This is a genomic window from Lederbergia lenta NBRC 16444 (assembly GCF_001591545.1).
Lineage (GTDB): Bacteria > Bacillota > Bacilli > Bacillales > Bacillaceae_C > Lederbergia > Lederbergia lenta.
On sequence record NZ_BCVC01000004.1, the window covers coordinates 1 to 22,896 of the forward strand.

The 22,896-nt window shown below is 37.6% G+C and carries 21 protein-coding genes; 12 read left to right on the forward strand and 9 right to left on the reverse strand.

Going from position 1 to position 22,896, the window contains the following annotated elements; all coding sequences use genetic code 11:
• Positions 1–111: 111 nt before the first annotated feature.
• Positions 112–1,311: an ROK family protein gene (locus tag BLE01S_RS14095; RefSeq protein ID WP_066143467.1), complete on the reverse strand. Its 1,200-nt coding sequence runs from the start codon at positions 1,309–1,311 to the stop codon at positions 112–114.
• 257 nt (positions 1,312–1,568) lie between these two features.
• Between BLE01S_RS14095 and BLE01S_RS14100 the strand changes: the two genes are divergently transcribed.
• The 6 genes from BLE01S_RS14100 to splB all read left to right on the forward strand — a co-directional run bounded on the left by BLE01S_RS14100 (position 1,569) and on the right by splB (position 8,583).
• Complete coding sequence (locus BLE01S_RS14100; RefSeq protein WP_066143471.1) at positions 1,569–2,837, forward strand: nickel pincer cofactor-dependent isomerase, group 22; 1,269 nt, start codon at positions 1,569–1,571, stop codon at positions 2,835–2,837.
• Positions 2,838–2,861: 24 nt separating this feature from the next.
• Positions 2,862–3,632 carry an SDR family oxidoreductase gene (locus BLE01S_RS14105; protein WP_066143474.1) on the forward strand — a complete coding sequence of 257 codons (771 nt, stop codon included), beginning with the start codon at positions 2,862–2,864 and terminating at the stop codon, positions 3,630–3,632.
• Between the two features lie 55 nt (positions 3,633–3,687).
• The gene (locus tag BLE01S_RS14110) at positions 3,688–5,160 is read left to right on the forward strand and encodes a gluconokinase (RefSeq protein WP_066143477.1); all 1,473 of its coding nucleotides are present in this window, start codon (positions 3,688–3,690) and stop codon (positions 5,158–5,160) included.
• Between the two features lie 404 nt (positions 5,161–5,564).
• Complete coding sequence (locus tag BLE01S_RS14115) at positions 5,565–6,962, forward strand: glycoside-pentoside-hexuronide (GPH):cation symporter (protein WP_411825138.1); 1,398 nt, start codon at positions 5,565–5,567, stop codon at positions 6,960–6,962.
• Positions 6,963–7,294: 332 nt separating this feature from the next.
• Positions 7,295–7,561 (forward strand): transcriptional regulator SplA domain-containing protein, encoded by a 267-nt coding sequence (locus BLE01S_RS14120; RefSeq protein ID WP_066143484.1) that lies wholly within the window; start codon positions 7,295–7,297, stop codon positions 7,559–7,561.
• Complete coding sequence (gene splB / locus BLE01S_RS14125; protein WP_066143487.1) at positions 7,555–8,583, forward strand: spore photoproduct lyase; 1,029 nt, start codon at positions 7,555–7,557, stop codon at positions 8,581–8,583. Before BLE01S_RS14120 ends, splB begins: the two co-directional genes overlap by 7 nt.
• 84 nt (positions 8,584–8,667) lie before the next feature.
• Here the strand turns inward: splB and BLE01S_RS14130 are convergent, their stop codons facing one another.
• The gene (locus BLE01S_RS14130; RefSeq protein ID WP_411825137.1) at positions 8,668–10,890 is read right to left on the reverse strand and encodes an MMPL family transporter; all 2,223 of its coding nucleotides are present in this window, start codon (positions 10,888–10,890) and stop codon (positions 8,668–8,670) included.
• 113 nt (positions 10,891–11,003) lie between these two features.
• Here BLE01S_RS14130 and BLE01S_RS14135 point away from each other — a divergent pair, with 113 nt between their 5' ends.
• The gene (locus BLE01S_RS14135) at positions 11,004–11,627 is read left to right on the forward strand and encodes a TetR/AcrR family transcriptional regulator (protein ID WP_066143493.1); all 624 of its coding nucleotides are present in this window, start codon (positions 11,004–11,006) and stop codon (positions 11,625–11,627) included.
• Positions 11,628–11,705: 78 nt separating this feature from the next.
• Here the strand turns inward: BLE01S_RS14135 and uraA are convergent, their stop codons facing one another.
• The 4 genes from uraA to BLE01S_RS14155 form a co-directional block, all read right to left on the reverse strand.
• Entirely contained in the window at positions 11,706–12,977 is a 1,272-nt protein-coding gene (gene uraA, locus BLE01S_RS14140; protein ID WP_066143496.1) for a uracil permease, read from the reverse strand.
• A gap of 556 nt (positions 12,978–13,533) precedes the next feature.
• On the reverse strand, positions 13,534–14,466 hold the full coding sequence (locus tag BLE01S_RS14145; protein ID WP_066143499.1) for a bile acid:sodium symporter family protein: 933 nt from the start codon (positions 14,464–14,466) through the stop codon (positions 13,534–13,536).
• Positions 14,467–14,658: 192 nt separating this feature from the next.
• Complete coding sequence (gene pepT, locus BLE01S_RS14150) at positions 14,659–15,891, reverse strand: peptidase T (protein WP_066143504.1); 1,233 nt, start codon at positions 15,889–15,891, stop codon at positions 14,659–14,661.
• Positions 15,892–15,972: 81 nt separating this feature from the next.
• A complete protein-coding gene (locus tag BLE01S_RS14155; RefSeq protein ID WP_066143507.1) occupies positions 15,973–16,305 on the reverse strand; it encodes a winged helix-turn-helix transcriptional regulator in 333 nt (110 codons plus the stop codon).
• Positions 16,306–16,451: 146 nt separating this feature from the next.
• On the opposite strand from BLE01S_RS14155, the gene BLE01S_RS14160 reads away from it, so the two are divergent.
• The 3 genes from BLE01S_RS14160 (at position 16,452) to BLE01S_RS14170 (ending at position 19,164) form a co-directional block, all read left to right on the forward strand.
• Positions 16,452–17,318 carry a VOC family protein gene (locus BLE01S_RS14160; protein WP_066143509.1) on the forward strand — a complete coding sequence of 289 codons (867 nt, stop codon included), beginning with the start codon at positions 16,452–16,454 and terminating at the stop codon, positions 17,316–17,318.
• Positions 17,315–17,923 carry a nitroreductase family protein gene (locus BLE01S_RS14165; RefSeq protein ID WP_066143513.1) on the forward strand — a complete coding sequence of 203 codons (609 nt, stop codon included), beginning with the start codon at positions 17,315–17,317 and terminating at the stop codon, positions 17,921–17,923. The genes BLE01S_RS14160 and BLE01S_RS14165 overlap by 4 nt, the downstream gene beginning before the upstream one ends.
• A 194-nt stretch (positions 17,924–18,117) precedes the next feature.
• Positions 18,118–19,164, forward strand: coding sequence for a lactonase family protein (locus BLE01S_RS14170; protein ID WP_066143516.1), 1,047 nt, complete (start codon positions 18,118–18,120; stop codon positions 19,162–19,164).
• A gap of 61 nt (positions 19,165–19,225) precedes the next feature.
• Here BLE01S_RS14170 and BLE01S_RS14175 read toward each other — a convergent pair whose 3' ends face one another.
• From BLE01S_RS14175 to BLE01S_RS14185, 3 genes are read right to left on the reverse strand one after another with little or no spacing between them, the layout of a single operon-like run.
• Positions 19,226–19,948, reverse strand: a complete 723-nt coding sequence (locus tag BLE01S_RS14175; RefSeq protein WP_066143519.1) for a YfjL-like protein — start codon at positions 19,946–19,948, stop codon at positions 19,226–19,228.
• Positions 19,949–19,952: 4 nt separating this feature from the next.
• Positions 19,953–20,498 (reverse strand): zf-HC2 domain-containing protein, encoded by a 546-nt coding sequence (locus BLE01S_RS14180; protein ID WP_066143522.1) that lies wholly within the window; start codon positions 20,496–20,498, stop codon positions 19,953–19,955.
• On the reverse strand, positions 20,491–20,988 hold the full coding sequence (locus BLE01S_RS14185; RefSeq protein WP_066143526.1) for an RNA polymerase sigma factor: 498 nt from the start codon (positions 20,986–20,988) through the stop codon (positions 20,491–20,493). Before BLE01S_RS14185 ends, BLE01S_RS14180 begins: the two co-directional genes overlap by 8 nt.
• A 152-nt stretch (positions 20,989–21,140) precedes the next feature.
• Between BLE01S_RS14185 and BLE01S_RS14190 the strand changes: the two genes are divergently transcribed.
• Positions 21,141–21,731 (forward strand): biotin transporter BioY, encoded by a 591-nt coding sequence (locus tag BLE01S_RS14190; RefSeq protein ID WP_066143529.1) that lies wholly within the window; start codon positions 21,141–21,143, stop codon positions 21,729–21,731.
• Between the two features lie 10 nt (positions 21,732–21,741).
• A complete protein-coding gene (gene bioB, locus BLE01S_RS14195; protein ID WP_066143531.1) occupies positions 21,742–22,746 on the forward strand; it encodes a biotin synthase BioB in 1,005 nt (334 codons plus the stop codon).
• The last annotated feature ends 150 nt before the right edge of the window (positions 22,747–22,896 follow it).

Genomic DNA, 22,896 nt, shown 5'->3' on the forward strand with positions numbered 1-22,896 from the left:
AAGCGCCTGCAACTGGCAGGTAAAACTATTTAGTTGTATAAATCTATATAAAGAAGAAATACCCTAGGAGTTTATCACCTAGGGTATTTCTTTATCAGCCTTAGTGTTTTCTTATAAAAACATATACTCTCCAGATTGAGCCATTGTTTCTTCTGTAATTTCCAAGTTTAAGTTTGAGATTTCTAAGAACTTTTTGATAGCGAAAACACATGCGCCCATTACACAGGCTTGTTTACCTAGTTCGGACACGTGCAAATCACCATAATGACTAATTGTTGAAGTAAGTTTTTCTTTTATCTCTTTAATTGCATTAGGGTATAAATACAATAACTCACTATTAAGGACAATAACTTCTGGATTATATAAATTGATCACGTTATTCATGCCAATAGCGACGTATTTTATAAAACTGTCCATTTGTTCACATGCATCTGTATCCCCTGATTCGATTAATGATTTAATATCAAGAATGGTTAGATTATCGTTGCCTTTCTTTTTTGCTAGGTGCTTTAAATAGCTTACTTCTGAAGCATACTGTTCCCAACAACCTTGATTGCCACAATTACATGCTATTCCATCGGGGACAACGATCATATGACCCATTTCCCCAGCATATCCGTGATACCCTTTTAGCAACTCACCATTCATCATCATGCCAAGTCCGATACCTGTCTGCATGGTAATACTGAGTAAACTATCGCTCTGATTATGTCTGTATACTCTTTCTGCAAATGCAGATAGATTAGCGTTATTTTCAATATAAACGGGAACAGCTGAACTTCTCTCAAGATCCGATTTTAAATTTTTCTCACGCCATTGCAGTTGTGGGATATAATAAATCATTTCATCATTAGAAACAATGCCATGTATACCTACCACAACACCGATGATTCCGTAAGCACTCTCTTTATAATCAGTTTTGAAAATATTAATCTGCTCAATAAGCAAATCAAGTATTTTTTGATAATTAGTAGTCCGAAGTGCTATAGTTACGGTTTGGATAGGGTAACCGAGCAAATCAGAAAGTGTAAAAATGGCCTGATCTTTATCGAGATCAATCCCTAATGCATATCCAGCTTTCCGATTTAAGGTAAGAATAATGGGACGCCTTCCTAAGTTTGTATGTTCCTGTTGTCCTTCAATAAGTAGCTCTTCATCAAGTAAATCAGCCACCTGCACCGATATAGTAGCCTTATTCAATCCTGTTACTTTCGATAGATTAGCTCGCGAAATTCCATTGTGCTCAATAATTTTACTTAAAATTAATCCTCTGTTTAGTTTCTTTATAAAAGCCGCATCACCAGTAATCATCTACATTCACCTCAATATTTATAAATATATCCCTAACGGTTTCTAAACGTATGAATAATATAATAATATCATATTATTATATGTATTTTGATTGACGAAATTATTGTGTAGTGATATTCTATCTTTAATTGTTTGGTTGGTCAACAAACTTAAAGAATGTTTGGTGAAAAGGGTTACATTTAGAGTGTTTTATTATAAGATGGGGAAAGTAGTATTGAATTTAATTGAGGAGAATGAAAAAGGAGTGACGAAAACCTATGGGTATTCTTCAAGAGTTATTACAAGATATTCCAATTCCGCAAATGGTAAAGGTAAAGCAACATTTTGATGACGAGAAAATTGATCATTTAGGGCAAGCGTTGAGTGATAAATTAAATAGCGATCACATTCAGGAATTAATTCGTCCTGGTATGGAAATTGCCATTGCAGTCGGTAGCAGGGGTATAGATCGCCTTCCGGAAATTACGGCGACGACAGTAAAGTTTCTAAAAGAAAGAGGCGCAATTCCGTTTATTGTGCCAAGTATGGGTAGTCATGGCGGCGCTACAGGTCCTGGACAAACCGCAGTACTTGAACATTTAGGTGTGACTGAAGAGAGTGTAGGATGTGAAATACGTTCATCAATGGAAGTAGTAAAGCTAGGTGAACTTCCAAACGGTCTGCCGGTATATTTAGATAAGTATGCGTCTAAAGCGGATGGAATTGTTGTAATAAACCGTGTGAAGCCACATACTGCTTTTCGTGGCAGGGTGGAAAGTGGAATAATGAAGATGATTAGTATTGGACTTGGTAAACAAAAAGGTGCAGAGGCATGTCATCAACTAGGATTTAAATATATGGCTGAAAATGTACCAAAGATGGCAAAAATGATTATGGAGAAAAAACCAGTACTGTTTGGTGTGGCAACGGTTGAAAATGCATTCGATAAGGTAACACAAATCGAAGTGTTAGAGGCTAGCGAAATAGAAGGAAAAGAAACAGAACTGCAAGCAAAGGCAAAAGAGTTATTACCAAAACTTCTTTTTGAACAATTAGATGTTCTTGTAATTGATGAGATTGGAAAAAACATTAGCGGTGATGGCATGGACCCGAATATTACCGGTCGTTATCCAACTCCGTACGCCCACGGTGGTCCAGAGGTTAATAAAATGGTTGTACTAGATCTTACTCCTGAGACAGAAGGAAATGCAAATGGAGTTGGAACTGCGGATTTTACTACTCAACGACTTGTCGACAAAATGGATTTGGAAACAACATATGCCAATGGACTTACATCTACGGTAGTAGCTCCAACGAAAATCGCTACTACATTGGCGAATGATAAATTGGCGCTAAAAGCCGCAATTAAAACGTGTAATATCCTTGATTTTACTAAAGTAAAAATGGTTCGGATAAAAAACACATTAGAAGTTAGTGAAATAGAGGTATCAGAACCATTGATGGAATATATAAAAGAACATCCAGAGATGGAATTAATATCAGATTTGTATGAGTTAGAATTTGATGAAAATGAGAATTTAAAATAATTTTTCAGAAAAAGGGAGATTGAGATGAGTAAATTATTTGATTTAACGGGTAAAACAGCTGTGGCAATCGGTGGTAACAGTGTATTGGGATCATCTATGGCGTTAGGTCTTGCGGAGCATGGTGCAAAAGTTGCGATTGTTGGTCGTAACATTGAAAAGGCGGAAGCAGTAGTAAAAGAAATCGAAGCAAACGGTGGAGAAGCAAAAGCTTTCCAGGCAGATGTTAGCACAAAAGAATCATTGGAGCAACTTGCTGTAGAAGTAGAAAAGTGGTCAGGAGGTTGGGATATTATTTTAAATGCACCAGGTAAAAACAGCCCAACGCCTTTCTTTGACTTGGATATGGATGAATGGGATGACATTATGGATGTTAACTTAAAGGGTATTGTTCTTACATGCCAAATTTTTGCGAAGAAAATGATCGAGCAGGAGAGAAAGGGAAGTATTATTAATATATCTTCTGTTTCATCTACAACACCTTTATCGAAAGTATTTACATATTCCGTTTCCAAAGCAGGTGTTAATAGTGTGACACAGTTTTTGGCACGAGAATTTGCTCCTAATGGCATCAGAGTAAATGCAATTATTCCTGGTTTTTTTCCAGCTGAACAAAATAGAAAAATCTTAAGTGAAGATCGAATTGCCTCTATCATGAATCATACACCAATGAATCGCTTTGGTAATCCTGATGAATTACAAGGAGCAGCTGTTTGGCTTGCATCGGACGCAGCTTCTGGCTTTGTTACTGGGACATTGATCCGTGTAGATGGTGGATATGGAGCAATGACAATTTAGATTTATTCTTCTTTAATATAATTAAGTTAGGCCTGTCACTGGGAGGGGGAGCTTCATGTCACAAGAGTTTGTAATCGGGCTTGATATTGGTACGACTAGTGTCAAGGCTATTGTTTTCGATATGGGTGGAAAAGTAAAAGCGGAGACAGAGCAGCTTACTAAAACGTACCATCCACAGCAAGGTTGGCAAGAACAAGATCCAGATGAACTTGAACGTTGTGCTGTTCAAGCGGTAAAAATGGTGATGAAAAAAGTAGATGTTCAAAAAGAGGCTATTGTGGGGATAGGGCTTTCCTGTGCTATGCACTCCCTTATATGTGTTGCAGATGATGGAACACCATTATCGCGAGCACTTATTTGGTCTGACGGGAGAAGTAGTGCGCAAGCAGAAAAACTGCTTAAAACCGATGGAGATGAGCTGTTCCGCCGGACGGGGGTACCTATTCATCCGATGTCTCCTCTCGTAAAGTTACTCTGGATGAAAGAAACAAATTATGAACCATATCATCGTGCACGTTATTTTATGTCTATCAAAGATTATATTCTTATGAAATGGTATGGCAAAGTTGTGGCTGATTACTCGATAGCGGCTTCAAGTGGTTTGATGAATGCCGAGACCTTACAGTGGGATGAAAAGGCACTAGAGCTAGTAAATGTGAAGCCAGAGCAATTGCCTGAAATTGTCCCACCAACAGAAGTTTTATTAGGGTTAAATCGTGATCTTGCTGCTGAACTTGGCATTTTGTCTGAAACTCCAGTAATTGTTGGAGCGGCAGATGGTCAGCTCGCTAATTTAGGTATCGGTGCAATCGTTCCAGGTGAAGTTGCGATTACAGTCGGCACAAGTGGTGCTATTAGACAGTTTGCAAACGGATTTCGCATAAATGATAGGCGAGAAACGTTTTGTTATGCTTTCACAAAAGAGTACTCGATTATTGGAGGCGCCACAAACAATGGTGGCATTGCTCTGCAATGGTTAAAAGAGCTAGTAAAATATGAAGGTAGTTACGAAGATTTTCTTCGTCAAGCTGAAGATGTGACCCCTGGCGCAGAAGGAATGATATTCTTACCATATATTAATGGTGAAAGAGCGCCTATCTGGAATCAACAGGCTACAGGAAACTTTTCAGGTGTAGCGATTACTCATAAGCAGGAGCATTTTGTCCGTGCGGTTTTTGAAGGCATTACATTTAACTTATACCAAATTGAGCAGGCACTTGAAAGATTAGCGGGCAAAACAGAGACAATATATGTGAATGGTGGGCTTGCAAGGTCACCACTCTGGTTGCAATTGCTTGCAGATATTTTTGGCAAGGAAGTATATGTGGCAGAAACCCACCATAGCTCTGCATGGGGAGCAGCATGGACCGCACTAGTTGCAATTGGAAAGGTGAATTCCTTTGAAGAAATAAAACACAGTGTAAAACTCAGTAGTGCTATTATCCCGAATGAGGAAAATCATCGAATCTATCAGGGAATTTACAAGAAATATACTGCGTTAGTGGAAGATATTTCTATTCATTTTTAATTAAAAAGACTCATTTTACTGACAAGGTAAAATGAGTCTTTTAGGTTTAATCTCTTTAGTGTAAAAATGGAGAGTAAGGGAATTTGAAATTTACAAAAGGGGTTGAATAATTCGACTCTTTTCTACAAATTAAATATAAGTTGTTGACGAAAGAAAAAAGAGGTGTTAGTCTTACAATAGTTAGTTTGTTTAGTTATCAAATTAATGTGTTGGCAAAATGAGAGAATACAATTATTTCAGAGTGAAAGATTAAGTTGGAGTACGAAAACAAAAGTGTAAGAAATATTATATGTTTTTGCAAGCGATTTCTGAAAGCGAATTCTCGTGAGGTGTTAATCGAGTTGTATTTTGATAATAAATTTGGCTCACGGTAGCAATAAGTGCATACCAAGGGATTGAAGTTATTGATGGGAGAAATAGGAGGACCACAGATGAAAAACAACACGAATAAGCTGAGTTTGAAGGAAAAAATATCATACGGTCTAGGAGATGTAGGTAATGGTCTTATGTTTGATATGGGGCAAATATATTTACTTAAGTTTTATACCGATATTTTAGGTATTTCATCGTATGTTGCAGGTCTTGTTTTTTTACTTACGAAGATTTTTGATGCTTTCGCCGATGCTAGTGTTGGTGCTTTTGTAGATTCGCGAACAAATATTTCCAAACGCGGTAAATTTAGACCATTTATTTTATTTGGATCCATACCTCTTGCTATTCTTACATTATTATCTTTTCTAGCACCCAATATATCTGATACTGGGAAAATTGTGTATGCGTTCGCGACTTATGCAGCATTTGGATTGGGATATTCGATTGTTAATATTCCATACGGCTCTCTTGCAGCTGCGATGACACAAGATCCAATTGATCGTGCATCCCTTGGCTCATTTAGAGCGATTGGGAGCCAGACATCACTGCTTATTTCTGGAGTGGCAGTTATTCCGATTGTAATGCTTTTTTCAAATCAGAAAGTAGGATATGCTGTTGCTATTTCTCTTATGGCCATAATCGGGGTAGTATTCCATTATCTTTGTTATCGTAATACGACAGAAAATGTGGTTAGAGCACCAAGAAAAGAAAAGATTCCATTAGCGAAGCTGTTTAAATTATTATTTTCAAACAGACCATTGATTGTGCTTTGCCTTGTATCATTATTTATGATTGCAGCAATGTTTCTTAGAATGGCAGTTCAGCTATATTACTTGGAGTATAACTTAGGAAACGCCACACTCATGTCATTGTTAACGTTTTTAAGTATTGGAATTTCTATCATTGGTTCTGCATTCATACCGACATTTGTAAGAAGGTTTGGGAAAAAGAAAACATTTATCATTGGTTTATTCATCGGAATTGTAGCGGATTTGGCGAACTTCCTACTACCTACAGAATTAGCGACATTCCTAATTATATTTACAATTGGAAGTTTTGGACTTAGCATAGCAAATGGTCTTCCTTGGGTATTAGTTGCAGATGCAATCGATTATCATGAATGGAAAACAGGGGAAAGAACAGAAGGGGTTGTATATTCATCTTACAGTTTCTTCCGTAAACTTGCTCAGGCACTGGCTGGATTTATCCCTGGAGTTGCGCTAGGCGTAATTGGTTATGTGCCAAATGCACAGCAAACAGCTGAAACGCTGATTGGGATTAAAGGTCTCATGTTCCTTGTACCACTCAGTCTTAATTTAATTGCGGCTTTATTGATGATCTTCTTCTACAATTTAACAGAGGACCTGTATCGTAAGATTGTTGATGAATTGAAAAAGAAACATACTGGAACCAATCCAAAGACCGTTTAAACCTTTAACAATACTAATACCTCACATGAAAAATTGATTGAAAATGGAGAATGCTCAGGACTATTTATTAACAACGAAGTAGAAATGATGAAAAGTACTATGTGGATGGTGTCTGCCACTTTCTAAGCGATGCTAAGACACTTATTAGTATTCAAATACAATTTCGCAGGAAATATAAAATATTGAACCATGTGTATGTACACAAATGGGGCCAATACTTACTGCTAAAACCTTTCTAATAAAAACCTTAAAGGAGTTTTCCTCCCTTTAGGGTTCTTTTTTATCAAATGAGACATACTACATACTAACCAAAATGAAGGGAGACTCATTGAGTGGAATTATCTGAAACTACATACACACCAGGTGAAATTATTTATGTACTTTATAGAAACCCTCATACACAAAATGTTGCCAATATCCAAGAAGCTGCGGTTGTAAATGATCCTGAAAATCCCGGTCAATTGGCCATTTTTCTATACGAAACATATTATCCATTAAACGACGAAATGGCTATTTATCGTTCTATAGGGGAAGCGGAAGCTGCTTATAATTATTATTTCTCAAGCATAGATGATGACAGGAGTGAAGTCGATTGGTAAGACCATTTATGCCACAGCTTGTTTACTTCGAACCGAAAGCGTTGGAATACCCGTTAGGAGAGGAATTATTTAAGAAGTTTAGGGATAAAGACATCGAAATACGTTACACCACTTCCCATAATCAAGTACGAAATTTACCTGGGGAAAATGATTTTCAACGTTATCGAATGGCTAAGTCAACGCTTGTAGTTGGGCTGCGCAAAACGTTAAAGTTTGATACGTCAAAACCATCTGCTGAGTATGCAATTCCTTTTGCTACTGGTTGTATGGGGCATTGCCATTATTGTTATTTGCAAACAACGATGGGTAACAAGCCGTATATTCGTACTTACGTGAATGTAGAAGAAATATTAGAGTCTGCTCAGCAATACATGGAAGAGCGAGCGCCAGAAATTACGAGATTTGAAGCATCATGTACATCTGATATTGTTGGGATCGACCATCTAACACATACATTGAAACGAGCAATCGAATATTTTGGAAAGACAGATTTGGGGAGACTAAGGTTTGTTACAAAGTTTAACAATGTCGACCACCTGCTTGATGCAAAACATAATGGAAGGACTCGTTTTCGGTTTAGTATGAATGCTGACTATGTTATTAAATATTTTGAGCCAGGGACATCAAGATTACATGAGCGAATAGAAGCAGCGGGAAAGGTAGCAAAGGCGGGCTACCCATTAGGTTTTATTATCGCGCCGATATACTTATTTGACGGGTGGCAAGAAGGCTATAAGAAACTATTTGAACAATTAAGCGCGGAGTTGGCTGAGGATGCGAAAGAAGGAATTACATTTGAATTGATTCAACATCGGTTTACAAAGCCGGCCAAAAGGGTGATCGAGAAAAACTACCCAATGACAAAGCTTGAACTAGATGAAGAAAAGCGTCGTTATAAATGGGGAAAGTACGGAATTGGGAAATATATTTACCCTAAAGAAGAGGAAACAGAAATGAAAGATACGCTATTTAATTATATTCAAACTTATTTTCCGAAAGGGAAAATAGAGTATTTCACATGAAAAAGTTCATTTATAAAAAACAGTCCAGCTTCTTAATAAGCTGAACTGTTTTTCTATTTAAAGACATGGAGTAACTGCTGTTCCTCATTGTTCTTTTTCTTTATTTTCCCCTAACTTTCCAGGCCAAAAGGCATATTTACCTAAGACTGAAGTGATGGCTGGAACTAGCAAAGGTCTAACGATAAACGTATCGAGCAAAATTCCGATTGCGGTAACAATTCCGAATTGAACTAGCACCTGAATCGGGAGTGTGGCAAGCACTGCAAATGTTCCTGCTAAAATTAAGCCTGCAGAGGTGATGACACTACTTGTTTCAGTTACTCCATTTGCAATAGCCTCTTGCAATGGCTGGGTTCGCCGCTTTTTCCAGATGCTTGAAACCATAAATATATTATAATCTTCACCGAGAGCAACAATGAATACAAAAGTATAGAGTGGAATAAGCCCCTGCATCGCTTCTGTTCCCATTCCGTAATGCATGAGTAGCCAACCAGCACCAAGCGCAGAGAAGTATGATAGTAATACTGTCAGCAATAAATAAATCATTGCAACAATTGAGCGTAAATATACGAGCAATAGAAGTGCAATAATTGCAATCACTGCTGGTACAACGATATTGCGGTCTCTGTCAGTAGTCATTTTCGTATCATATAAATTAGCAGTTTCTCCACCAATCCAGAAATGTTCTTCTGCTGGAGTAATTCCTGCTTGTGTAAGACCTTCAGATACTTTCTCTTTTATCGTTGGAATATGATTAAGTGTTTCAGCATCATAAGGATTCTCCTTAAGAATGATTTCATACAATAATAAATCATTATTATTGGAGCCCCTCCTTGATTCACCTATAGATTCGATCATAGTCAAATCAGAAAGTTGTTCTTCCAGTTGAACTGCTTTTCCGCTTGTATCGACAATGATCTGCATTGGCGCTAAATTCCCCGCTGAAAAGTTTTCATTAATTAATTCAAATCCCTCTCTCGATGGCATATCATCGGGAAATGAACTTAAAAGATCATACGTGTAATCTATTTTTGTAGAAAAGGTTGCTAATCCACCTAATAAAATTAAAGTTGCACATATGATAGGCCATGGCTTTCTAGTGACAAATTTTCCGAGCCATATGCTAAACTTCCCGTGACTTTTTTGTCTGCGAACAGCTTTTCCCTTTGTCTTCTCGAGTGCAAGAGACATCGAATCTGTTCGTGGAATAAATGGAAAGAAAGAAACTCTCCCAAAGATCGAAAGCAGAGCCGGAAGTAATGTCAGTGCAGCTAATCCCATAATAAAAATTGCTAAACTGAATGGTACAGCAAAAGTATGTCTTGAGCCATACAAGGCAAGAAGTAAAGTTAATAAGCCAAATGCAGTTGTTAAAGCACTTATCATAATGGCCCCACCAGAGTCTTTAAGGGCATTTTTTAGTGCTGTTAAAGCATTTTCCTCCATGAGTAGATGGTCTCGGTATCTTGAAACGAGAAACAGGCAATAATCTGTACCTGCTCCAAACAATAGTACGGTCATAATCGATATTGCTTGTGAATCTACAATGATCCATCCCTTATCTGCTAACACTCCAAGAATGGGGGAAATCACTGCATATGCAAAACCAACCCCAATAAGGGGGACGATGGCTAGGATTGGAGAACGATATAGAACAATCAATAAAATAAGTACAAGAAGTACAGTTGCAATTAGTAATTTAACATCAGCTTCACTGAATAAGGATACGGCATCAGTTGAAATGCCAGCTGGACCAGTAACCCTTACAAGTAAGTCATCTTCTCCAATATTTCTTGAGAAAAGGTCATCATCTGCTATTTTTTTGATCACCTCTTTTAAATCATCGATATCTTTTTGAATAAGATCTGATTCGGCTTTATCATCTAAAAATATTGGTGTTACAATCGTAGAACCATTCTCCGAAGCACTAGAGAATAATGCTTGTGGTGGTGCTTTGTGTAATGGTGGTATAAATGATTGCTGTGCCAGTGGCTTCTCAGTCAATTGTTCATACAGCTTTATAATTAATGCAGTATCTTCCTCGGCCAAACCAGTTTCTTTATGCCATACGAGCAAGAGCGGTAAACCTGCTTCATCCGAGAACTCCTCTTTTACTAGTTTGGCTGCTTGAACTGACATTGTGTCTTCAGGAAGCATTTCTACTGCATTATTTTTCGCGCTTTGTACACTAGGCCAAAGTATAGTTAGGAAAACTGCTAAAGCAGCCCATATACCAAGTGTTATCCACCTACCTCTTTTTCCTACAATACTTTCTAAAAATATTGTTAATCCTCTTTTCACAAGCAACACTCCCTGTATTAAGTATAATCTAATTATATATACTAGACAGTTAATTAATCAATTGTATTAAGTCGTTTATGATATAATTACTTCAAATTTAAACTAGGAGCTCGATTGATGTGAAACATATAAATATTAGCCGCTCACTCGGTAGACCAAAACGGAGCGAGCAGGAACAATCAACAGATGAATTAATATTAACGGTAGCTGGTAGGCTATTCATGCAAAAGGGTTATCAAAAAGTACCAGTAGAAGAAGTAGCTAAAGCCTGCAACGTGACGAAAGCTACAGTGTATTACTATTACGCTACAAAAGCGGAACTTTTTACTGCTGCTATGTTGGCGATGATGGAACGAATACACCAAAGAACGCTTCAGATACTCTCGGAAGATAGTCCTCTTCGTGAACGTTTTCTGTTATTGGCGGAAGTACATTTACAAGCTACTACATCGATTGATTTGACCACTTTTTTGCGAGAAAATCATCAGGTGCTTACTACTCAACAAATGCAAAAAATGAAGGAGGCGGAGGAAGAAATTTTTCAAGTGCTCGAATTTGCATTGGAGAAAGCAATGAGAGATGGGGAAATTCGGAAAGTAAATAAAAAGTTTGCGGCAAATGCTTATTTATCCCTTTTGAGAATGGGGAATCAAAATCTTGCCAATGGCAGTGAATTATTTAAAGACCCAAAAGGAGCTGCTATAGAAATTCTAGAATTTTACTGGAGAAGCTTACAGAACTAGAAAAGTTATAAATACAAATGTAAAAGGCGAGATACTAGTATCTCGCCTTTTACTCTATTCAAATCGAAACAAGAAGGCTTAATCTTCATTTGATAGCTTTAGTACATCTAGTAGTTTGAAAAATAAGCTAAGTATGATGGCTACTATTGTTGCAAGGCCCATACCTTTAAATTCAACAGAACCGAGGTGGATTGCTGCACCACTGATTCCAATGGCAAGAACAACACAAGTCAGTATTAGGTTTTGGGAAATATTATAGTCTACTTTTGCTTCTACAAGCATTCTAATCCCACTTGCCGCAATGATTCCGAATAAAAGCAGGGAAATACCACCCATAACTGGTGTAGGAATCGAAGAGATAAGAGCAGCTAGTTTGCCACAAAAAGAGAGCACAATAGCAATGACTGCAGCGCCACCAATAATCCATGTGGAATATACACGCGAGATTGCCAACACTCCGATATTTTCCCCATACGTTGTATTAGGTGTAGCTCCGAAAAAGCTTGAGAGTATTGTTGAAATTCCATTACCCATCATAGATCGGTCTAGACCCGGGTCTTTAATAAGATCCTTTTTGACAATATTTCCTGTTACAATCAAATGTCCAATATGTTCTGGTACTAAGACAAGAGCTGCTGGCAAGATAATGAGGATATCAGATATATTAAATTTCATTTGGTAATAAGTTGGCATGGAAATCCAAGCTGCTTCTTTGACTGCTGTGTAATCCACCATACCGAAAAGGCTAGCAATGATATAGCCGGAGATGATTCCAAGTAGGATCGGAATGATTTTTAAAAAGCCTCTCATTGTTACCCAGCAAATGACTGTGATTCCTAATGTTAATAAAGAAACAATGATAGCACTTGTATCAGCTGATTTGCCTTCAGGAGTAATTAATCCAGCCATATCTGCTGCAACAGGAACAAGTTCAAGCCCAATTACTGCAACGATCGCGCCCATAGCTGCTGGTGGGAAAATGACATCAATCCATGTTGTGCCAACTGCTTTTATAATTAATCCGACGATAACAAGCACAATACCAACTGCTAGAAATCCCCCAAGCACATAACTGTAACCATCCCCACCTGCATATTTTCCTAATACTGCAAACACCGGGGAAATAAAAGCAAAGCTTGAACCCAAGTATGCGGGAATTTTTCCTTTTGTAATAAAAATATATAATAGCGTACCGATCCCATTCATCAATAGTATTGTTGCTGGATTTACTCCAAATAAGATTGGTACAAGCACGGTCGAGCCGAACATTGCGAACAAATGTTGGAAGCTAAGTGGCAAGCTTTTTAATATTGGTAAACGTTCATCTACTTGAATTTCTCTTTGACTCATCCTTAGATCTCTCCTTATAATTTAAAGTTTCAGAGATCAGATCTAGTCATTGGGCAGCAAAAAGCACCTTGCCCAATGACTGGCAAGGTGCATAATAATAGGATGTATGTACTCATCGCTTATGCAAAAATCACGCGTAAATATATTACGCATGCAACCTTGTCAGCCTCACAGGACTGTATTAAAGGCAATCTGATTCTTTTGTCTACAGTATTATCACAGTTGTAGCATGGAAAGTCAATATAATTATGTCGTATTGGGAAGAAATAATGAAAAAGTGATAACGAGTGTCGTCTTATGATTCACGTTTACATAGAGAAATAAGCTTTTTGTCGTTTTCTGGCGGTTCACAGCCATTTACAAGCCGACATGCGGGGAATACTGGCCAATAGAGAGTTTTCACAAGCCGTGTCGGGCAATTTACTGTCCGTTATAACGTAAATACAAGTATTCACTTTTGTTATTTTCAAGGAATCAAATCCATACAAAAAGATTGTCGTAACTTTTCACGACAATCTCTCAATGAGTATAAACTTACCTGTTTTTATAATTATAATTATGATTTATTCGCTTTTTTGCTCCACCATGTTGCGAGCAGTGATCCGGATATATTATGCCAAACGCTAAAGATAGCACTTGGTACAGCTGCAAGCGGCGAGAAATGTGTTGCAGCCAGTGTTGCACCAAGTCCAGAGTTTTGCATGCCGACTTCAATAGAAATAGATTTTCGATCGGCATAATCTAGCTTCAGTAAGCGGGCGAACCAATAGCCTAACAAATAGCCAATCGAATTATGCAAAATGACAACAAGTAAAATAAGTAGTCCTGTTTCGGCAATTTTTTGTTGATTCCCACTAACAACCGCAGCGACGATAGCTACAATTGCTACAACGGAAACGAGTGGTAAAGCTTTCACACTTTGTTCGACCTGCTTTCGGAATAACATTTTGATCACGAGACCAAGAATAATAGGAATAAGTACAATTTTTACGATCGATATAAACATGTCTCCCGCTGAAACAGGTAGCCATTTACTAGCAAGCAATAAGATTAATGCAGGTGTTACAAAAGGTGCCAATAATGTAGTTACAGACGTAATGGCAACAGATAGAGCAACATTTCCTTTTGCTAAAAAAGTCATGACGTTAGAGGAAGTGCCACCAGGACAGCAACCAACTAAGATCACACCGGCAGCTACTTCAGGAGGGAGCTTTAAACCTATAGCGAGTCCAAAAGCAATAAGTGGCATAATTGTAAATTGCCCAATAACACCAATAGCTACTTTTTTTGGATGTTTGAATACTTCTTTAAAATCGTCTATGGATAAGGTCATACCCATCCCGAACATAATAATCCCGAGCAAAATTGATATATGTGGGGCAATCCATGTAAAGCCACCAGGAATAAAAAATGCTAATGTGGCAAATAGCAATACCCATACGGCAAAGGTATTGCCAGCAAACTGACTGATTCTTTCTAATGCTTTCATTCTATGTCCTCCTCAGATGTATAGAACAATTATACTGTATATGTCGAATTTTGCAATAACTTTTAAAAAACTGACTTAATGGGAATATGCTTTATTTAACAGGCTAGAAGAAGCGATGCCTCTTTAGGAAATTCAATAAAAAATAGAGTTGCTTATTTAAGCAACTCTATGTATAGAAAGAGTAATGAAAATTTAGTTCTCTGCTTTTTCCTCAAATAACCTAGCAATTTCTACAATTACATGAACTGCTTTTTCCATATTGTTTACAGAAATAAATTCATATGGACCGTGAAAGTTTTCGCCGCCAGTGAAAATATTTGGAGTTGGAAGCCCCATATAGGATAATTGGGAGCCATCTGTTCCACCGCGAATTGGCGAAATAAGTGGATCAATGCTGAGTTTCTTCATCGCATCAGAAGCAATATCTACAATTTCCATGACAGGTTTAATTTTTTCTCCCATATTATAATATTGGTCGGTCATTTCAAGAGTAATACGTTCATGACCATATTGCTCGCGAAGTTCGGCAACGATTTTTTCAATGTTTGTTTTTCTTGCTTCAAATTGATCACGATCGAAATCCCGGATGATATAAGATAATTTTGTTTCTTCTACATCACCGTTAAAAGCAAGTAAGTGATAAAACCCTTCATAACCTTCTGTAAATTCAGGAGCTTCTTTAGCAGGTAGGCGATTGTTAAAATCCATGGCCATCTTTGTAGCATTGACCATAGTGCCTTTTGCTGTCCCCGGATGGATATTTGTTCCTTTAAATGTTAACTTTACTCCGGCAGCATTAAAACTTTCGTATTGGAGTTCGCCGAGAGGACCTCCATCTATCGTATAGGCAAAGTCTGCCCCAAATGCTGTTACATCAAATTTATGAGGACCTCTACCGATTTCTTCATCAGGGGTAAACGCCACTCTGATTTTTCCGTGCTTGATTTCAGGATGTTGAATCAAATAAGCAATTGCTGTCATAATTTCAGCGATACCCGCTTTATTGTCTGCCCCAAGTAATGTTGTCCCGTCTGTAGTAATAAGTGTATGACCTGAATAATTGTTAAGAGAAGGAAAGTCTGCTGGTGATAGAACAACATCTTTTTGTAGTGTTAGTGTTTCCCCGTTATAACTTTCAACGATTTGTGGGTTTACTCCGTCTCCTGTAAAATCAGTTGCCGTATCCACATGGGCTAAAAATCCAATTACAGGCATATCTTTACTAGTGTTTGATGGAAGTGTTGCCATCACATACCCGTTTTCATCAATCGTAACTTCTTTCATACCGATTTCAATCAGTTCCTCTACCAGTTTCTTCGCTAGCGTCCATTGCCCTGCTGTTGAAGGACAGGCAGAGTTGTTCTCGTCTGATTGCGTATTTATCTTCGCATAAGACACGAAACGTTGAATCAATTCATTTTTCATTTTAAAACCTCCATTAGTACATAATAACGCATACATATAGTAAAAATAAAGAAGCCGGCTGTTCGGTAAGAGCAGTCGGCGTTAAGGGTTAGTTGGATCTTCTTTCTGTATTTCGATCCAATTTTCGCCCCAACTTTCAATTTCTTTTATAATGGGCTGCAAAGCCAAGCCTTTTTCCGTTAAAGAATATTCAATACGGACAGGAGTTTCAGGGAATACTTGCCGGTTGATAATCCCTTCCTTTTCTAGGTCTTTCAATCTTTCTGATAAAACCCTGGCGCTGATTGGCATTGCAGATTCCACTGTACAAAAACGCTGGGGACCATTTAGCAACTGATGAATAATTAAACCGGTCCAGCGCTGGCCAAGTATACTCATAGCTTTATCAAACCTTGGGCACACAAATGAATTCATGTTGTCACCTCACTATTCTAATTATAGCACTAGTTGTATTGTTCACCTAACTTTTATTTTGCGTACTACTTACTTGACATTACACAGTTATTATTATACAGTTACTTACATAAAGTAAGTAAGGTGCAGAGAGGAGAATATTAGTAGTGAAAAAGGCAAATAATCGTCAGCATCCAGTCATTGGCACTGTTGATTTAATTGTAGAAAATTTGGAACACACACTAGCGTTTTATATAAATGTACTTGGATTCCAAGTACTTGACCAAACAGCTAGTTCAGCGTCTTTAACAGCTGATGGAAAAACACCATTATTGACGCTGGAACAGCCGGAAGATGTGAAGCCTCGTAAACGAACAACTGGTTTATACCATATTGCATTTTTATTACCGGATCGTTCAGATTTAGCAAACATTGTACATTATTTTATTCAAACAAGCGCTCAATTGCAAGGGGCATCAGATCATCACGTGAGTGAAGCACTCTACTTAAGCGATCCTGAAGGAAATGGGATTGAAATTTACATTGATAGGGAACCAAATACTTGGAAGTGGGACGGCGATCAAGTATATATGACAACTCAAGCCCTTGATGTAGAAGACTTGCTAAAGAATGCTTCTGACGAGGGATGGCAAGGAATGCCTACAGGAACCATCGTAGGACATATTCATTTGCAAGTCGCTGAGTTAGAGAAAACGAAGGAATTTTACTGTGAGGGGCTCGGTTTTGATGCTGTGCTCAACTATGGAAGTCAAGCACTTTTCGTTTCAAAAGAAAGGTATCATCATCATATTGGGTTGAACATATGGAATAGCGGAGGAGCTCCTGCACCTGCTAAAAATAGCGCGGGTTTAAAATGGTTTACGATCATTTTTCCAAATAATGCAATCATGAGTGAAGCAGTAAACAGATTGAGAAAAATAAACGCATGGATAAGCGAATCAGATGGAGAAGTAACAATTAAAGATCCATCAGGAATTTATATTCGATTAATAACAGAGGAGAATGAAAGATGATTAAAACAGAACAAGACTTTTATACAGCAGTTGAAGAAAGACGTTCAGTATATGGAATTAGCAAGGAAAAAGTTGTATCTGATGAGCGTATTATCGAAGTGATTGAACATGCAGTAAAACATGCGCCATCTGCATTTAACTCTCAAAGCGGAAGGGTCGTTGTTTTGCTTGGGGAAAACCATGATAAGCAATGGAATATTACAGAAGCAGCTTTAAAAGAAGTTGTCCCTGCTGAGAATTTCCAACCGACAGCTGAAAAAATGGAAGCTTTCCGAAACGGATATGGAACAGTTTTATTTTTCGAAGATCAATCCGTTGTGAAATCATTGGAACAACAATTCCCATTATATAAGGATGCTTTTGCGCCATATTCGTTGCAATCAGCGGGTATGCTGCAATATATCGTTTGGACAGCGTTGGAAGTAGAAGGTTTCGGAGCTACTTTACAACATTATCAGCCACTAATTGACGAAGCAGTGCAAAAAATGTGGGGAGTCCCAGAAAATTGGAAGTTACTTGCGCAAATGCCATTCGGAAAACCGACAGCAGCACCTGGTGAAAAGCAATTTAATAGCATCGACGAGCGTATGAAAGTATTTAAATAAGACCTTTTTTGTATATGGAGAGCGGCCTGAATACTGGGGGATCTCCCGTTATCCGTAAATGTTAAATGAAAAAAATAATATGAATGAAAAAACCGCCCTCCAATCAAGATTACAATGATTGAAGGGCGGTTTTTTCGTGATACGCGTTTAGAATGTTATAATGAAGGTAGAATATTTTGAAAGGGGAGATATTAATGGGTAAAAAATACATAGGATATGCTGGTACATACACACGAGAAAATAGTGAAGGGATTTACTCATTCACGCTAGATGTAGAAACAGGAAAGCTTAGTGATGTAAAAGTAGCTGCAAAGGTTGGTAGCCCTACCTATTTGGCTATCAGCGATGATCAACGCTATTTATATTCTGTAGCCCAAGAGAAGAAATTGGGTGGAGTAGCTGCTTATTCTGTGGACAAGGAAACAGGTGATCTGACTCCTATTAATAAGCAAGTACAAGAAGGGGCGCCACCGTGCCATCTAGATGTGCTTCCTAATGGTGTCGTAACAGGAAATTACCATGAAGGTACAATTGAGTTGTTGAAAACTACCGAAGATGGCGCTATAGCGAATGCTGCATCTGTTGTACAACATGAAGGAAACGGCCCGCATGAACGCCAAGAAAAACCACATGTCCATTACACGGCATCTACTCCAGACGGTAAATATGTGGTAGTTGCGGATCTTGGTATAGATGAACTTGTGACGTATCAAGTTGCTAATGGTGAGCTCGTAAAAGTAAATACACTTAAAGTAAAGGCGGGCAGTGGTCCACGTCATATTACTTTTCATCCCAATGGTAAATTTGCTTATCTATTAACAGAATTAAGTTCGGAAGTTGTTGTCCTTGCTTATGATTCAGAACACGGTAGCTTTACTGAAAAACAATATATCCGTGCCATTCCAGAAGATTTCACTGAAACAAATGATGCAAGTGCTATTCATATATCTGCTGATGGAAAGTTTGTATACTCTGGTAACAGAGGTCATAACAGTATTGCGGTATTCAGTGTGAATGGAGACAGTGGTGAACTCACATTTATTGAACACGTGCCGACTGGTGGAGAATGGCCACGTGATTTCGTATTAGATCCAAGTGAAGCATTTATTATTGCTTCCAATCAGCATTCAGGAAATTTAGTGTTGTTTGCGCGAAATCAAGAAACTGGAAAACTTAAGAAGTTAGATGCGGAAGTGGCTGTTCCAGAAGTTGTTTGTGTAAAGTTTTTAGCAAAAGAATGATTGTAAAACGCCAATCAGCCAGCTTATTTAACATAGGCTATAGAGTCTGATTGGCGCATTTCTATTGTTTTTCGATTTTAATATCACTTAACTGTATGTCGTTCCCTTTATCAAACCCAATATAGTATTTAACGTAGCCGCTATCATCTTTACCAATGGTTGATGTATCGATTATATTACCGTTGACACTTATTCTGCTATAGGAGAAATTTTTCGAATCAAGTGTCTGTTGAATCGTCCGTACTGCGACTAGCATTTCCTCCTTATTCATATTTGTAGCATCGATAATAAGATGAATATACATCGGATTTTCAAATTCTAACTCATTGGACCATTCAATACCTTTATCATATTTGCCTTGCAAAATTTCTAATTGAACATCGATATTGACAGTCTTAATTCCGGCTTCGTTTAAGACGGTTGTCAGATCTGCTGAGGCTTCATTTGAAATCCTTTCCATCAATGGCTCATCTAGATTAGCATAGTAGATCCCATCATAAGTGACCTTTGGCCTGAAAAATCCAGCTACCCAAAATTCATACTCTGTTTGTTGCTCGTCTCCGATTTCTATAACGTCAAAAGTATAACCACTGATTTTAAAATTATAAAACTGATCAAGAATACGATATTCCTGTTCAGGATAATGCTCAGTTAAATAGCTTTGTAAAGTCTTTTTTGCTACAATTTTGGAAACTGGATCACCGTTAAATGCTTGATAAAAAAACAATATCGGTACAATTAAAATAATAAGCAAACCAATATATAGCCATTTTTTCTTCTTCATGATGTTAGCCTCTTTTCTTTAGTTTTAAAATGAGTAAACCAATGACACTGCCCATAAGTGCGAAAATGAGATGGATAAGGGCTAGAAAAGCTGAACCAATAATTCCTAACAATAGTGAAGTATCCCCGTCTACATACATACTAAATGATTGAAAGATATCCCATAGAAAAATAGGCAGGAACGCAATAGCAGTCACAATTAAAAAGTTTCGATAAAATAAATAGGTGATCACTCCTAATACTGTGTACGATAAAATAAATCCGAAACTTTCATTTAACAGTGATGTTTTAATTGCAAAGAAAAAGGATATTCCGACAAAGATAATTTGGTAAATAGACAATTTTAATTTAATTTTTTCCATCATTTTATCGTGATTCACAGGAGAAATAATTGTTTCTTTTTCAACAGGTTCTTTTGTCAGTTGAGCAAGCTCGTTGCATTTTTGACAACTTTTTAAGTGTGATTCCAGCCATTCATCCGTTTCCTCTTGGAGCAAGCCATCATTATATAAAGGCAGCAAGTCTTCTGCGATAAAGCAGTCTTTATTCATAGTTCACCCTCATTCCCCTTTGAAGTGTCAATTTTGCACGATGAAATGTCACCCTTGTGTAATTCTCGCTTTTATCAAGTAAATCGCCAATTTCTTTAAAAGATAATTCCCCGTAGATGCGTAAAGTAACAATTTCTTTAGATAGATCATCAAGTTGGCTGATTCGCTTCAAAAGAGCCCAACTATCTTCCTTTTTGATGTATACATCTTCCGGAGAAGTGGTATGGTAATTTTCATTTTCAATAAGCATATTTTCCAAGTTCCGCCTATATCTTTTGGAACGATAGAATTTTTTTAATAAGTTTTGTGCGATGGAAAATAGCCAAGTTTGCATTGTCGATCTTCCCGAAAAAGAGTGAAATCCTTTCAGTGCTTCATAGAAAACATCATGTGTTAAATCTTCCGCAGCTGAAGAATCAAGTGTTTTCACGTAGAAAAAGGCATAAATCTTTGGTTGGATCTCTTTATACAGCTCCTCAAGTTCGCTCATGATGACCTCCTTTCTGAATCTATTCAATAGTTTAGTACCCTAAGAATTGTTTTCGTTACAATAAATATATGTAAACCTATTTTATTTTTTAGTTGACATATTATCAGACAATCTACTATGATCTAAATATACTAAAAATTCGGGGTGAAAAGATGAGTACGATGGCAGTAAAAACAAAAAACAAATTAGGAACTTTGGAAATGGTATATGTAAGTATGTTCGCAGCATTAATGATGATAGGAGCAAATATAACTTCATTCGTTCCGTTTATGGTAGTTGGAGGAGTGCCGATTACATTACAACCATTCTTTGCTGTATTGGCGGGGGGTTTTTTAGGAAGTAGGCTTGGAGCAATTTCCATGTCTGTCTATGCGTTTATTGGACTTGTTGGCGCGCCGGTCTATGCGAAATTTAGTGGTGGTATCGGTCAATTATTAAGCCCTACTTTCGGATTTATACTTTCTTTTATTCTAACTGCTTATATAACTGGGAAAATGGTTGAGAAAAATAATAAATTATATGCTTATGTCACTGGGGCTTTGGTTGGAACGATAGTAAGCTATTTATTTGGAACGAACTGGATGTATGCAGCATATAAGCTATGGTTTGCAGCGCCAGAAGCTTTTTCATATAAAGTAGCATGGATCTGGATGGCCGTTCCATTTCCTAAAGACATCATTTTAGCTGTTTTGGCAGGAGTATTTGCCCATCGAATGCAGAAAATTGTCAAAAGATCGAGGTAGGAGGAAGAAAATGAATCCATTTGTGCATATGGCTGATCAGGTACTTACGGGTAGTGAAATTACTGATGAACAAGCGCTGGCCATTCTTGAATGTCCGGATGATGAAATCTTGCTATTATTACACGCAGCATATAAATTACGAAAACAATTTTATGGTAATAAGGTAAAGCTAAATATGATTATTAATACTAAATCAGGGCTTTGCCCTGAGAACTGTGGGTATTGCGCCCAATCGATCGTGTCGAAAGCACCTATTGAAAAATACTCAATGATGAAGAAAGCGGAAATTGTTGCTGGTGCAAGTAGAGCTGCAAAATTAAATGCAGGTACGTATTGTATCGTAGCGAGTGGTCGTGGTCCTGCAAATCGAGAAATGGATATAGTTGTAGATGCAGTAAAGGAAATTAAATCATTACATAAGGAAATGACCATTTGCGCATGCCTTGGTATTTTGAAACCGGAACAAGCCGTACGACTAAAGGAAGCTGGTGTTGATCGCTATAATCATAATATTAACACTTCAAGCAGTCACCATGAAAAAATCACTACTTCCCATACTTATGATAATCGCATATCAACAATCGGTCATGTTAAATCTTCTGGTATCTCTCCATGTTCAGGGGTTATTATTGGAATGAAGGAATCAAAGGAAGATGTGATTGATATGGCACGGAGTTTGAAGGTGTTGGGTGCAGATTCGATTCCAGTAAATTTCTTACATGCTGTCGATGGTACGCCACTTGAAGGAACAAATGAATTGAATCCACGTTATTGCCTTAAGGTATTATGCTTATTTCGTATGATCAACCCGTCCAAGGAAATTAGGATCTCTGGAGGACGCGAAGTAAACCTAAGGAGCTTGCAACCTTTCGGACTGTACCCGGCTAATTCTATTTTTATTGGCGATTATTTGACGACAGAGGGGCAAGCCGGTTTGACAGATAAGCAAATGCTTGAGGATATGGGATTTGAAGTAGATTTTGAGCCATTGAGTAGAGAAGGGATCTTATTGTAAAACGAGAAGGAAGCTATTTTCAAAATTAATTTGCATTTCATATCTGTCCATGGTATGATCACTATACACTTAATAAGTACTAAATCTTATAATTCACATGTTTTCCCGGATTATATTTTGATGGTATGTCCGGGAAAGCATGTGAATTTT

Excerpts from the sequence above, each read along its gene's own strand:
- BLE01S_RS14095 (WP_066143467.1), bottom strand. The coding sequence starts at position 1,311 with ATGATTACTGGTGATGCGGCTTTTATAAAGAAACTAAACAGAGGATTA.
- BLE01S_RS14100 (WP_066143471.1), top strand. The coding sequence starts at position 1,569 with ATGGGTATTCTTCAAGAGTTATTACAAGATATTCCAATTCCGCAAATG.
- BLE01S_RS14105 (WP_066143474.1), top strand. The coding sequence starts at position 2,862 with ATGAGTAAATTATTTGATTTAACGGGTAAAACAGCTGTGGCAATCGGT.
- BLE01S_RS14110 (WP_066143477.1), top strand. The coding sequence starts at position 3,688 with ATGTCACAAGAGTTTGTAATCGGGCTTGATATTGGTACGACTAGTGTC.
- uraA (WP_066143496.1), bottom strand. The coding sequence starts at position 12,977 with ATGAGTCAAAGAGAAATTCAAGTAGATGAACGTTTACCAATATTAAAA.
- BLE01S_RS14145 (WP_066143499.1), bottom strand. The coding sequence starts at position 14,466 with ATGAAAGCATTAGAAAGAATCAGTCAGTTTGCTGGCAATACCTTTGCC.
- pepT (WP_066143504.1), bottom strand. The coding sequence starts at position 15,891 with ATGAAAAATGAATTGATTCAACGTTTCGTGTCTTATGCGAAGATAAAT.
- BLE01S_RS14155 (WP_066143507.1), bottom strand. The coding sequence starts at position 16,305 with ATGAATTCATTTGTGTGCCCAAGGTTTGATAAAGCTATGAGTATACTT.
- BLE01S_RS14165 (WP_066143513.1), top strand. The coding sequence starts at position 17,315 with ATGATTAAAACAGAACAAGACTTTTATACAGCAGTTGAAGAAAGACGT.
- BLE01S_RS14170 (WP_066143516.1), top strand. The coding sequence starts at position 18,118 with ATGGGTAAAAAATACATAGGATATGCTGGTACATACACACGAGAAAAT.
- BLE01S_RS14175 (WP_066143519.1), bottom strand. The coding sequence starts at position 19,948 with ATGAAGAAGAAAAAATGGCTATATATTGGTTTGCTTATTATTTTAATT.
- BLE01S_RS14180 (WP_066143522.1), bottom strand. The coding sequence starts at position 20,498 with ATGAATAAAGACTGCTTTATCGCAGAAGACTTGCTGCCTTTATATAAT.
- BLE01S_RS14185 (WP_066143526.1), bottom strand. The coding sequence starts at position 20,988 with ATGAGCGAACTTGAGGAGCTGTATAAAGAGATCCAACCAAAGATTTAT.
- BLE01S_RS14190 (WP_066143529.1), top strand. The coding sequence starts at position 21,141 with ATGAGTACGATGGCAGTAAAAACAAAAAACAAATTAGGAACTTTGGAA.
- bioB (WP_066143531.1), top strand. The coding sequence starts at position 21,742 with ATGAATCCATTTGTGCATATGGCTGATCAGGTACTTACGGGTAGTGAA.